The sequence below is a fragment of the Amycolatopsis ultiminotia genome (genome assembly GCF_039536925.1).
Taxonomy (GTDB): Bacteria; Actinomycetota; Actinomycetes; order Mycobacteriales; family Pseudonocardiaceae; genus Amycolatopsis; species Amycolatopsis ultiminotia.
In genome coordinates this window covers 285,296-297,208 of the sequence record NZ_BAAAZN010000007.1, presented here as the reverse complement: position 1 = coordinate 297,208, position 11,913 = coordinate 285,296, and the positions used below count along the sequence as shown (strand labels likewise).

General features: G+C 69.4%; 11 protein-coding genes and 2 pseudogenes. 8 read left to right on the top strand and 5 right to left on the bottom strand.

What is annotated here, in order from left to right; translation table 11 throughout:
• Positions 1 to 54: 54 nt before the first annotated feature.
• From ABD793_RS18730 to ABD793_RS18715, 4 genes and pseudogenes are all read left to right on the top strand, one after another.
• Positions 55 to 204: pseudogene (locus ABD793_RS18730) on the top strand (DUF2637 domain-containing protein); the annotation flags it as partial.
• A gap of 166 nt (positions 205 to 370) precedes the next feature.
• Positions 371 to 781: an FAD binding domain-containing protein gene (locus tag ABD793_RS18725; protein ID WP_344861592.1), complete on the top strand. Its 411-nt coding sequence runs from the start codon at positions 371 to 373 to the stop codon at positions 779 to 781.
• An 86-nt stretch (positions 782 to 867) separates the two neighbouring features.
• Complete coding sequence (locus ABD793_RS18720; RefSeq protein ID WP_344861590.1) at positions 868 to 1,218, top strand: (2Fe-2S)-binding protein; 351 nt, start codon at positions 868 to 870, stop codon at positions 1,216 to 1,218.
• A complete protein-coding gene (locus tag ABD793_RS18715) occupies positions 1,206 to 2,444 on the top strand; it encodes an MFS transporter (RefSeq protein WP_344861588.1) in 1,239 nt (412 codons plus the stop codon). The genes ABD793_RS18720 and ABD793_RS18715 overlap by 13 nt, the downstream gene beginning before the upstream one ends.
• Here the strand turns inward: ABD793_RS18715 and ABD793_RS18710 are convergent.
• Together ABD793_RS18710 and ABD793_RS18705 are read right to left on the bottom strand one after the other, a co-directional pair.
• Complete coding sequence (locus ABD793_RS18710; RefSeq protein WP_344861586.1) at positions 2,420 to 2,866, bottom strand: ATP-binding cassette domain-containing protein; 447 nt, start codon at positions 2,864 to 2,866, stop codon at positions 2,420 to 2,422. The two genes, ABD793_RS18715 and ABD793_RS18710, sit on opposite strands and share 25 nt — an antisense overlap.
• 72 nt (positions 2,867 to 2,938) lie before the next feature.
• Positions 2,939 to 5,335, bottom strand: a complete 2,397-nt coding sequence (locus tag ABD793_RS18705; protein ID WP_344861584.1) for a transglycosylase domain-containing protein — start codon at positions 5,333 to 5,335, stop codon at positions 2,939 to 2,941.
• A 213-nt stretch (positions 5,336 to 5,548) separates the two neighbouring features.
• Here ABD793_RS18705 and ABD793_RS18700 point away from each other — a divergent pair, with 213 nt between their 5' ends.
• From ABD793_RS18700 to ABD793_RS18685, 4 genes are all read left to right on the top strand, one after another.
• On the top strand, positions 5,549 to 6,439 hold the full coding sequence (locus tag ABD793_RS18700) for an alkaline phosphatase family protein (protein WP_344861582.1): 891 nt from the start codon (positions 5,549 to 5,551) through the stop codon (positions 6,437 to 6,439).
• Positions 6,440 to 6,617: 178 nt separating this feature from the next.
• Positions 6,618 to 7,013, top strand: coding sequence for a BlaI/MecI/CopY family transcriptional regulator (locus tag ABD793_RS18695; RefSeq protein ID WP_344861580.1), 396 nt, complete (start codon positions 6,618 to 6,620; stop codon positions 7,011 to 7,013).
• Positions 7,014 to 7,033: 20 nt separating this feature from the next.
• Positions 7,034 to 7,909: a M48 family metalloprotease gene (locus ABD793_RS18690; RefSeq protein ID WP_344861578.1), complete on the top strand. Its 876-nt coding sequence runs from the start codon at positions 7,034 to 7,036 to the stop codon at positions 7,907 to 7,909.
• A 95-nt stretch (positions 7,910 to 8,004) separates the two neighbouring features.
• Positions 8,005 to 8,622 (top strand): phosphatase PAP2 family protein, encoded by a 618-nt coding sequence (locus ABD793_RS18685; RefSeq protein WP_344861575.1) that lies wholly within the window; start codon positions 8,005 to 8,007, stop codon positions 8,620 to 8,622.
• Between the two features lie 9 nt (positions 8,623 to 8,631).
• Here ABD793_RS18685 and cei read toward each other — a convergent pair whose 3' ends face one another.
• The 3 genes and pseudogenes from cei to ABD793_RS18670 all read right to left on the bottom strand — a co-directional run bounded on the left by cei (position 8,632) and on the right by ABD793_RS18670 (position 11,892).
• Positions 8,632 to 9,291, bottom strand: coding sequence for an envelope integrity protein Cei (gene cei / locus ABD793_RS18680; RefSeq protein WP_344861573.1), 660 nt, complete (start codon positions 9,289 to 9,291; stop codon positions 8,632 to 8,634).
• Positions 9,292 to 10,230: 939 nt separating this feature from the next.
• Positions 10,231 to 10,332, bottom strand: a pseudogene (locus ABD793_RS18675) (prolipoprotein diacylglyceryl transferase family protein); the annotation flags it as partial.
• A gap of 387 nt (positions 10,333 to 10,719) precedes the next feature.
• Positions 10,720 to 11,892, bottom strand: a complete 1,173-nt coding sequence (locus ABD793_RS18670) for a hypothetical protein (protein WP_344861571.1) — start codon at positions 11,890 to 11,892, stop codon at positions 10,720 to 10,722.
• Between the last annotated feature and the right edge of the window lie 21 nt (positions 11,893 to 11,913).

Genomic DNA, 11,913 nt, shown 5'->3' with positions numbered 1-11,913 from the left:
GGCCAAGCGAAGGAGCTGGGAAATCACTGGGTCGAGTGCGGCGCGACTGGGTTGGTGGCGTTGGGTGCGGCGTATGCGTCGTATTGGCATGGTCGGGAGTTCGCGCTGAGGTTTGGTGCGGATATGTCGACTGCGGCGATTTGGCCGCCGATCGTGGATGGGTTGTTGACGTTGGGGACGGTCGAGTTGTGGCGGGGTCAGCGGGGGAGTGGTCGTTGGTCAGCGTGGGCGGGTTCGCCAGGCCACTTCGCGCTCGCTCCGGACACCCCACAGCTGCGCGCAGCTTCGGACAAGAAGCTGCTGACGCGGACGGCGCAGCACGCTGGCGACGGCGTCGCACTTGTGGTGGCACCTCCGATCGCGCCACCGGATGCAGCGAATCCCGCTGGCCGATTTATTTATCAATCACAATTTTCTGCTATTGTCGTTGAATTGGACGCCGGGGGGCGCGGCGGCATTCGGGAAAGTAGCTGTGCGCGCGGCCGGGGGACCGAACATCGCCAGCGTGGCGGTGCGCCGCACGGCGGACAGCGCGGCTGTCGCCGTAGGCATGCCCGGCGCGGTGCCGACGAGGCTGCGGTCGGCGGAAAAGTGTTGGCTGGCAGGGGAAAGCCCGGCTGAGGCGGCTGCGCAGGCTGCCGCGGAATTGACCGTGGACGAGGAGGCGTCGGACGCTTGCCATCGGCGGGCCGTGGTCGCGGCGCTGGTGCGCCGCCTGATCGTCCAGTGCGAGGGGAGAGCAGCCGATGACGAAGGCGGACGTCAACGGAACACTGCGTGAACTGCCGGACGACGGCCGGAGCCTGGTCACCTGGCTGCGGGAAATGGGTTTGACGGGCACGAAATCCCCGTGCGGAAGCGGCCACTGTGGAGGGTGCACTTGTCCTGCTCGACGGACGGGCTGCATTGTCGTGCATCGTCCTCGCTGCGACGACCGGCGGTCGCCGGATCACGACCATCGAAGGGCTCGCGGAAAGCGGCGACGAGCTGCTGGACCATTTCGCAGACAAGGGTGCGGCACAGTGCGGCTTCTGTACCCCCGGGATGATCGTCGCTGCCCGGGCCCACTTGTCGCAGCCCCGCGAGTCTGGCGACGAGCGGGAAGCCGCTCGAGAGGCGCTGGCGGGAAACATCTGCCGTTGCACCGGGTACACCCGCATAGTCGACGCGGTTGCTTCCTGCGCGGCCGCAGAGGAGGGAACGCCGTGCGCAAGCTGATCCATGACCTGGCGGTCGTCCGTCGGAACCCGGTTTTCCGCAGATTCTGGCTGGGCATGCTGATCTCACGGGCCGGCGACGCGTTCACCACCCTGGCCCTGTCCTGGCTGGTACTCACCGTCGCCGGACCGGCCGAACTCGGCGTCGTCCTGCTGTGCTTCGGCCTCCCGCGAATCTTCAGCGCGCCCGTTGCCGGGCGGCTGCTGGACCGGTTCCAGGCGCGAGTGTTGCTCGGCTGGGACAACGCACTGCGCGGAGGACTCGTCGCTCTTCTGCCCGTGCTGGCGTCCGTCCGCCTGCTGAGCGTGCCGGTCATCTGCTCGATCGCGGCCTGCTGCGCTGCGCTGTCGGCCGTCACCGAAGTCGCCGAAGGCGCGCTGGTGCCGCGGTTGGTCGAGGATGCCGACCTGGAACCCGCCAACGCTCTCCTGAGCGCCAACTGGGAGCTGGCCTACATTGTGGGGCCGCCGGTTTCCGGTCTGATCGTCGCTTGGTCCGGGGCGTCGCCGGCGTTGATCGTCGATGCGCTGTCCTTCGGCCTGATGAGCGTGATCTGCTTCCGCCTTCCGCACATCCCGAAAACGTCGGTCGAACACCCGGCCGGTTTCATCAAGAAGTGGCTCGGCACCGGTGCGCTGTTCCGGCTGCCCGCCGTCCTTACCCTCACCCTCACGACGGTCGGGTTCCTTTTTCTCAACGGCATGGTCGAGGTTTTCTACCCGGTCTTCAGCCGTAACGGATTGCAGGCTGGATCGGGCGCTTACGGATTGCTCGTCGGCGTGACCGGTGGCGGAGCGCTGCTCGGCGTCGTCTTCGGTCAGGCGCTGTTCCGTAACCTTCGCCCGGGCGTCAAGATCGCGCTGGCGGTCGGCGGTGGAGCACCGTTCTTCGGACTTCTGGCGCTCACTGGCAATGTGGCAGTGGCCGTCGTCCTGGTCGGTGTGGCGTCTTTCCTGTGGGGTCCTTATTACGTCGTCGAAAGGTCGCTCGTCCAGCGGCTGATCCCGGAAAACCTGCGTGGGCAAGTGATGGGCGCGCGCACTGCGATTTCTTCATTGGGCTTCCCCCTGGGCGGCGCGGCAGCTGGCGCGGTCATGGCCGGAGCGAGTATCGGCGCTGTCATCCTCGCGATGAGCCTCGCCTACGTCTTGCTCGCCATGATTCCGTTGCTGTCCGGGTCGCTTCGGAAGGCGGCGGCGGCTCAGGCCCCGGCGGCGTCGCGGTAGGCAGCGGCCTTAATCTCGTACAGTCCGCCGGCCGCCTGCAGTTCGTCATGCGTGCCTTGTTCTACGATGCGACCGCGGTCGAGCACGACGATCCGGTCCGCAGAGCGGACGTTGGCGAGGCGGTGGGTGACGAGGATCGTCGTCCGGCTGCCGTCGCCGGTCAGGCTCGCATTGCGCAGGCCGTCGAAGACGCGGGCCTCGGCCTTAGCGTCGAGGGCTGCGGTCGGCTCGTCCGCCACCAGAACAGCGGCATCGCGGTAGATGCCGCGTGCGACGCCGAGACGCTGCCATTGTCCGCCCGAGAGATCCTGGCCATCCTGAAACTTGCGTGACAGCAGGGTTTTCTCCTTGTGTGGCAAACTGTCGATCACTTCGTCGGCACCGGACAGGGACACGCTTGCGCCGTAGATCCCGATCCCCATGCCTCTTCCGCGGTGCAAGCGCGGCTGCCGCCGGACTGCCGAGCGTCCACCCGTCCGCCTGTGGACGCGGAGCTACCCGCCGCCCGGACCCGGCCCGTGGTGTCGGCGGCTGGGTGTGGTGGTCGGGCAGCTGCGGCCGCACGCGGAGGTGGGTTGCGAACTCGTCGGCCGGTCGGACGTGGTCGGCGCGGTCGTAGTGGAGGGTGCGGTTGTCTGGGCGGTCGCGGACGTAGTCGGCGCGGCTTGGTTCGAGGTGGTCGGTGGCGGGTTGTCGGGCGTAGCCGGGGCGACGGCGCTCGCCGGGGCGGGCGGGAAGTCGCGCACGGGCTGGCCGGCGAGGTAGGCGTTCATGAAGTCCTGCCAGATGTAGCCGGGTTCTTCGCGTCCGTAGACGTCGTAGCCGTGGTTGGAGCCGATGCCGTTGTGGTAGTTGCCGTAGATCGGTGCGGGCTGCTGGGTGTTGCCGAACCAGACGGCGGTGACGATTTGCGGGGTGTAGCCGACCGTCCAGGCTTCCGAGTTGTGCCCGCTGTTGTTGAACTGGGCCGTTCCCGTTTTGGCCGCGTTCGGCCTGCCGCTCCGCAAGCCGTCGCCGGACGAGGAGGCGACGTCGGTCATCGACGCGGTGACGGTGCGGGCGATCGTGGCGTTGGCGGTCGGGTCGGTGCTGAATGCGGGGGTGGCTGCCGTGTCGAATCGGTAGAGCTGGTTGCCGGTCCCGTCGGTGACCTTGGTGACCAGGTGCGCGGGGAGATACTTGCCGTCGTTCGCGAAGGTGGCGTAGCCCTGCGCCTGGTCGATCGGCCGGACCGGGTACTGCCCGATCGAGATCCCCAATTGGGTGGTGCCGTTTCCGTTGCCGGTGGCCGGGTCGTCTTGCTGAAGCGAGTCGAAAGTGGAGCCCAGCGAGGACGTGATCTGCTTCGGAATCCCCGCGTCCCAGGCGGCTTGCCGCACGTTGTTCACTCCGGCCTGCGCGCCCATGCGGTAGAAGACGGTGTTGACGGACTTGGTCATGGCGTCCTTGACGGTGATCCGGCTGGCGCCCTCGCCGTCGGAGTTGTGCACCAGCTGTCCGTCGATGGTCTGGTTGTCGCTGCCGTCGTAGACGGTGTTCAGCCCGACGCGGCCCGGGTCGGTGCGCAGGCCGGCGGCGAGGACGTAGGGCTTGAACGAGGAACCTGGCTGTTGCGGGGTCCTGGCCAGATCGTAGGAGGTGGAGCCGTCTCCTCCGTAATACGCCACGATCCCGCCGGTGGACGGGTCGATCGATACCAGCGCGGCGCCCTCGTGCGGATAGCCACGGTCGGCCGAGGTGATCTTCGCGACCGCTTGTTCGGCGTCGGTCTGCGCCGGGGGCTGGATCGAGGTGTAGATCTTGGCTCTGGACCGGGACAACGCCTGTTCCGGGAGGCCCTTCTTGGCCAGCTCGGCGAACACCGCGGCGACGATGTACTGGCGGGTGGGGGAAAGGGCCGGGCCAGAACCGGCGCTCGTCTCGGCGACCGGCGCCGGAAAGGCGGCCGAGCTGTATTCCGCTTGGCTGAGCCAATGATTGGCCAGCATCCGCCCCAGCACGTAGCGGTAGCGCTGTTGCTCGTAGGCGGTGTTGTTGGCGTAGGAGGGCAGTTGGACCATTCCGGCTAGCAGCGCGGCCTGTTCGTTGGTGAGCTTGCTGACGTCTTCCCCGTAGAACGCCTTGGCCGCGGCCTTGATCCCGTACGCGCCGCGTCCGAAGTAGACGGTGTTCAGGTAGGCGGTCAGGATGTCCTGTTTGGAATAGGTGTTCGTCATCTTGTAGGACTCGACCATTTCGGCCATCTTGCGGGTGAGCGTCGGCTGGTCGTTGCCGGTGGCCTTCTTGACGTACTCCTGGCCGATGGTGGAGCCGCCGCCGGTGCCGCCGTTCAGCCGGTTCCAGACCGTGCGCACGATCGCGTTGAGGTCGAAGCCCGAGTTGGTCATGAAGGTCTCGTCCTCGGCGGCCATCTGCGCGTTCTTCATCGACTGCGGGATCTGGTCCCAGGTGGCCAGCTGGCGATTGCCGGCGACTCCGGTCTTGGTGTACATCACCGAGCCGTCCGCGTAGTACAGCGTGACCGGCTGGTTGAGCGCGGCCGCGAGCGTTGTCGGATCGGGCACCTGCACGAACTGGTAGGCGACGACGAAGGCGATGACCGGGCCGAGCAGGCACACGCCGGCCAGGACGTAGAGGCCGCGCCGGATACGGCGCCAGAGCTTCTTCCTCGGCGCTCGCGGCCGTGCGGTTCCTGCGGTGCGTGGGCCGGGCGCCCTGGACTGGGCGGCTGGAACCGGGGGCGGGGCGGGCAGCCGATGCGTGAGCAGTTCCGGTTCCGGACGGTACGGGGGCCGGGCGGGCTGCCTCGGAGCGGCGGGCCGGCCGGGCGGCACCGGGCCGCGCCCGCGGGGCCATTGCGGCGGCTCGCCGGGCGGGTACGGGCGGCTCACGAGCGACTCCGCGGGCGCGCGTCGAAGGCGTCCCCTCCGGCTAGGCGTGATCGAGTTCCCGCTGCCGGGAATGCGGGAAGGAGGCGGCCGGGCGCGGCGAGAGGGGGCATGGGCTCGATTCCTGACGGTCAACACTTCTACATTATTGTAGAAGTTATGCTTGTGTGGTCCGCGTGACCGCGCGGCGGGCGCCAGGTCCGGGAGGAGTGCGGGGTGCCGGTGCATTGCGGGAAAAGGGCGGGCCGGGCGGCTGCGCTGTTGCTGCTCGCCGGATGCGCCTCGGCCGGACCGACGCCGTACCCACAAGCGCACCCGGCTCCGGCCGCCACCGCTCCGGGAAGCGTTCCCCGGCCGGACCACGTCGTCGTGGCGATCTTCGAGAACGAGGGGGAGACCGAGGTCAACGGGTCGACCGACGCCCCTTATCTCACCTCGCTCGCGGGAGCGGGGGCGAGCCTGTCCGATTCGCACGGCATCGCGCATCCCAGCCAGCCGAACTACGTGGCGTTGTTCTCCGGCTCGCCGCAGGGCGTCGCCGACGATTCCTGCCCGCAATCCCTCGGCGCGCGGCCCAACCTGGCCCGCCAGTTGCTCGACGCCGGATTCCGGTTCGCCGGCTACGCGGAAAGCATGCCGGGCGACGGATTCGCCGGGTGTTCCTCGGCTGACGGAGCCTACTGTCGCAAACACAACCCCGTGCCCGATTTCAGCAACGTGCCCTCCAGCGCGAACCGGGCTTATCAGCATTTCCCCGCCGACTTCTCGACGCTGCCCACGGTGTCGTTCGTGATCCCCGACCTGTGCCACGACATGCACGATTGCCCGGTTTCCGCGGGCGACGGCTGGGCGGCCAAGAATCTGTCCGGATACGCCCGATGGGCGCAGGCGCACAACAGCCTCCTCATCGTGACCTTCGACGAGGACGCCGGGACCCCTGCCAATCGGATCCCGACGATCCTCTCCGGGCCGATGGTGCGCACGACCCGCAGCGCCCAGCCGATCGACCACTACAGCGTTCTCCGCACCATCGAAGACATGTACGGCCTTGCGCCGCTCGGCGAAGCCGCTTCCGCCCGGCCGATCACCGGCGTCTGGAAGCGGTGAGCCGCCGGGCGTTCCGGGCCGGGTCGAATCCCGGGGCGGTGCCGTGAGACGGCTCTGCCGGGCCGACGACAGTGGCCGGGCGGCGACGTCCGGCAGGTACCCTCGTGGTGCTCGCGGCCGGCGAGCCGAGCGGGTGCGCAGGCGGGGGTCGTGCCGCGAGAACAGACTGAGGAGGACCATGCCCGGCGGAGAAGGATCGCGGGCACGGCGCGCGGCAGGCGCGCTGGAGTCGGAAGTGATGGCTGCGCTGTGGGCTGCTCCGGCGCCGCTGTCCGGTGCGGCGGTGCATGAGGCGGTGGGGACGGATCTCTCCTACAAGACGGTTTTGACCGTGCTGACCAGATTGCACGAGAAGGGCCTGGCCGAGCGGGCGGCGTCCGGGCGGGGGCATGTGTACTCGCCGCGGCGGGCGCATGCCGAACTCACGGCCGAACGGATGAACGTGGCGTTGCGCGAGGCCAGAGACCGGGGGGCGGCGTTGCAGAGGTTCGTCACGACCCTCGAGCCGGAGGACGCGGCGGCGCTGCGCGCGATGCTCGACGACGGCGATCATTCTCAGGGCGGCCGGCTGTGAGGGTCGACGTGTATCTGGCCTTGCTGCTGCCGGTGCTGGCGGTGCGCGGCCTTCCGCTGGCAGGCAGGCGGTTGGCACCGCCTGCTGCGGTGCGCCTTCTTTGCGCGGTGGCGACCGCGGTCGGCGCGGGGACTCTGTGGGGATTGGTGATGGTCGCTGGCGCGGGGTTGAGCCATCTCGGGGAGATTCTCGAGCACTCGCCGCTCTCGGCGGCCCAGTTGCGTCGGCTGGACCCGGTGCCGCGGATCGCCGGCCTGATCGCGGCCGTGCTGCTCGCTGTGATCGTGGTGCGGGTGGCCAGTGCGTTGTACCGCCGCGGGCGGCTGCGGAGGGTGATGAACGGCGTCGTCGCCGGCGCGCGGGGTGAACTGGTGGTGTTCACCGATCCCAGTCCGCACGCCTACGCGGTCACAGGCGCCATCGGCCAGCCTGGCCGGATCGTGGTCTCCGACGGCATGCTGCGGGCGCTCGATGCCGAGGAGCGCCGGGTGCTGCTGGCCCACGAGCGCGCGCATCTCGCGCACCGGCACCATCGCTATCAGGCGGTGGCGGCCGTCGCGGTCGCGATCAATCCGGTCCTGATCCGCCTGCGCGACCAAATCACGTTTCAGCTGGAACGCTGGGCTGACGAAGACGCCGCGACCGCGGTGGCCGACCGTGAGCTCGCCGCGCGGTCGCTGGCCCGGGCGGCGCTGGCCGCTGTCCGTCCCGCCCCGCCGGCGCTCGCGTTCAGCGACCGCGGAGTCCACGGCCGCGTCCGCGCGCTCCGAAGCGCTCCTACCGTGACGCGCCCGCTTTCGCTCCTGCCCACTTTGGCAGTGCTCGGCGCGGGCATCGCGGTCCTGGCGGACGCCACGATCGCGTTCCTGCGGGTCGCCGGCGCAGTGCTCGGCTGACAGCCGGTACGGCGCCTTCGCGCTCGTGATCTTACAAGCTGTAAGATCACGGGTCTGTGCTGTCTCCGCCTGCCGCCGGAAGGACCACCCAAGCCGTGCCGTGGAATCTCGCCCTGTTCTGGGACATCAATCAGCTGGCTGCTCGCACCGGGTGGGCACATCCGTTCATGGCCGCCTTCGCGTTGTGGGGCGGTCCGGTGATTCTCGTGCTCCTGCTGGCTTTGGCGTGGTGGACCCGCCGCGGCCGTGGCGACGCCGCACGCGCGCTCGCGGCGGCGGTGCTGACCGGGGTCGCGACCCTCGTGTCGCTGGGCCTGAACCAGCTTTTCGCCGCGCTGCATCAGGAGGCTCGCCCGTTCCTGGCCCTGCACGGCGTCACCGTGCTGCTGAGCCACTCGGCGGACAACTCCTTCCCCAGCGATCACGCCGCCCTCGGCGCGGCACTGGCGGTGGGCGTTCTCGTGTTCGCGCGCGGCTGGGGCCTAATCGCGTGCGCGGTCGCCGTATTCCTTGCCTTCGCGCGGGTGTACGCCGGGATGCACTATCCGCTCGACGTCCTGGCCGGGCTGGCGATCGGTGCGGTCGCCGCCTTGTTGCTCGTGCCGACGCTCGCCGGCGTGCTGGGCCGGCTCGTGCAGCGACGGATGCCGAACCCGCTGCGCCCACTTCTTCTCGGCATCGAGGCCCCAGCGCCCGGCGCTGCTGTGGAATGACGGCTGCGGTCAGCACTGCCCGCGGCGGGCACCGGTCAGCAGCGCCGGAGTCAGGGCGGCCGGCGCGGTGCCGACGGCCGGACGGCCACTCGGCGCGCCCGCCAGCAGCTGGAGCGCTCGGCGGGCGGCGGGATTCGGGGTCACGTCGCTGAAGTCGTTGCCCAGCGCGAGATCGACGCTGCTGTCAGTGCGATGATCGCGCACGAGCTGCGCACACGGCACCACCAGGCTGAGCGTCCTCGCGGCCGCGGCACCCGCCGGACCGAAACGGATCTGGCCGAAACACCGCAAGTCGCCGGTCGGGTACAAGGGGTCGTCGGCAGGGGGCGACGCCTGCGGGAAACCGAGCTGGGCGAGTTCTCCCGCGGCGAGTCCGGCGCTTCCGCGCTGGCCGCTGCCGTTGAGCACGGTCACCGGACTGCCGGCGGCGGGCGCGGGAGCGACGCCGTCCAGCGCGTTGTACGGCAGCGCGTCCAACGCCTGCGGCGCGGTGCCGGCGGCCGGGGGCGGGCAGGCGACCAAGGCCGTCGCGTCCGCCGCGCGCTGCAATGTCGTGGTCCAGACCGCGACCGCGGCAAGCACGAAGACGCTCAGTGCGACGATTCCGGCGAACGGCTTTCGCCGCCGGTAGCGCAGCGGGTCACGTCGTCGTCCCGTCAATGTCCACATCGATCCCTTCCCATCGTCTGGTTCGGCGCGGTCAGCCGGAAGCGGGCGAGTCTCATCCTACAACGTGTAGGATAAGTGCCAGGTCCTGCGACGCGCGCTGCGTCGTTCGCCGCGGGACGGGCTCCGGCGTGGCGACGCGCAGCGGAGCGTCAGCGGTCCACTGTGGATTGGGGTTGCGCTATGGCACTCGGCTCGCGAAGACGTCCAGGCGCGAGCCCCTTGTTCGGCCGGGTCGATCCCTACTGCTGGTTCGCCGTCCTCGGGCTCGTGGCCATCGCCGGGGTCGGGATCGTCGCCCGCAGCGCGGTGATGACGATCATTTTTCTCGTCCTCGCAGCAGGTTTGGTCATGTTCGACGCGTGGGTCAACCGGCCTGAGCCGGTGCGCCGCCCGGGACCGCCGCCGGGCTCGCCTCCGCCGGGGCGCAGACCCGAAACCCCGGGCCGCAGGACCGGCGCGGCGCAGCGCCGCCGCCCCGTCCGGCGAAGTCCGGACCGCCCCAGCGGTTCGCCGCGCCGCCTCCTCGCGACGAACGGCGGCAGCGTCCTCATCGGATGCCGGGCGGGCGATGATCACGGGCCGCGAGAGCGGAGTCGGGGAATGCCGTCTTGCCCGCCAGAGGCTGACGGGCAAGACAACGGCGACGGTGGCCGAAGTGATCCACCAGGCCGGGATTCCCGCTCGATCGACAGCCTGGGGAAAGGCGAAATCGGTACAGCGTTGTTGCTGCCTGCCGGCTGGCTCCGGAGACGCACGCAGGTTCGACAGGCCCCGCGCGGGGTAGCCGGACGGGAATTGTTTTTCGACATCGAGGGCGGGAACGCTCTCATGGAGTACACGAAGTCGGTGACCTCCGGCCTGTCGTTCGAAGCCGTTGTCACGAAGGTGCGGGAACCCCTCACGGCGGAGGGCTTCGGAGTCCTGACCGAGATCGACGTGGCGGCGGGTGAGCCAGACGGCTACGACGATCCCGGCGATGATGCACAAAGCGTAGGCGCGGATCGGAACCGGTCCGAGTTGCCAGACGCCTTGCGGCGGGCTGGCAGGGACGTCGTGACCATCGCTGACGGCCCTCCTCGAAGCTGAACTCTGTCGGTGGGAGAACTATAGATCACGGACATCGAGATTTCTCAGCAGCGGTTGCGGCGTTCACACTGCGCAGGGACGCGGTGCCACGGACAAGCGAAATCGCGCAACCAACGCCATGCTACTGAGTGTCTGCCTGGCGTAGCCGGTCTCGCAACAGCAAGCTCTCCGCCTGGCTTCGCCGAGAAAGTCTCATTGCGGCGCTCCACGTATGCGTGGGCCCAGATGGTTCTTTCGCAGAACGATTCTCAGGCCTGCCCGGCCGGCGGCGACGCAGTGCCGAGATTGTGGTCGTGGCAGAACGTCGGTCTCCGGGCAGAGCACCGGCCGGGTGGGCGTCTGTCATGCCCCGAGGGACCGCAGCGGCGAGACGCTGTACCTGCCCGGCGGTGCTCCGCCCCGGATGGCGATGGCGAAAAAGTCGCGTTGGTCGGCCGTCAGGTAGCGGTCCGCCGAGCCGGGCATGGCAGGCAAGAGCTTTTTCGGCGGTGTGCCGGGCTGGTCGGGCCGGTAGTTGTTGAACGCGACCATTCCCGGGTGGATGTCCAGTTCCATGCCGCGCACGATTCCGGCCTGGACCATTGCCTCGGCGAGCGTCCCCAGGGTCAGTTTGTCGCCGGCCACATAGATGAGATTGCCGGCCCGATCGGTGCCGAGCCCGGAACGCCAGGTGTACTGGAACTGGTTGCTGGCGCTGCCCCAGCGGCCGACGGCGTTCGCCCGCAGACCGGGGACGGCACCGCCGTTGTCGACCACCAGAGCGAGGTTCTGCCGTACCGCCCGGATGGCGGGGGACATGGTCGCGTCGCGGCCCCACTGTGCGATCGATATCCGTCCGGACCGGTCGATGACGACCGACGCGGCGCTGTTCTTCAGCGGGCGGGCAGCGCGGCCGTCCGCGTATAACCCGCCGGCGGTGTCCTTGAACTTGAATCCGGCATTGAAAGTCGCCAGCAGTGCGGGACGAATGCCGGACGGCACCCGCGCACCCTCCGGCCAACCGGAACCGCCTGGCTCTTTGGTGCCCGCGATCAAGGAGGTGCGCACCAGCGACTGGTTGATCCATGCGACCCCGGCGACCACGCTGGCGTGCGCGGGATCCGGCCGGATGAAGGTTGTGTAGTCGGCTGTCGGACCGGCGGCCGTCCGCGCTCCGGGGGTCCAGAGTCCTTCGCCGGGCAGCCGAGGCGATCGCGGCGGGAGATCGGCGGGCCGGGGGCCGGCGCCGGGATGGGGGAGAGGCGGCGGCGTGGCGGGAAGCGACCCGGCAGGCGGCGGTGCCGAGGAGGGTGGATGCCTGGTGTACCACCAATTCTCGACCGTGTTGACGGCACCGCCGAGCCCGATCTCGCGCAGCCAATCGACGGTGCGGACCGCGAACGATGCCGCACCGGGATAGGTGAGGGCTCGGGTGTAGCTGCCGATCGGGTAGGCGAGCAAAGCGACGACCAGCACCAGAACGAGCTTGCGCCGCGAGCGTTTGGGTCTGGGCAGAGGTGCGCCGGCAGTGGCCATGACCCGACCGTAGGCCCGGTT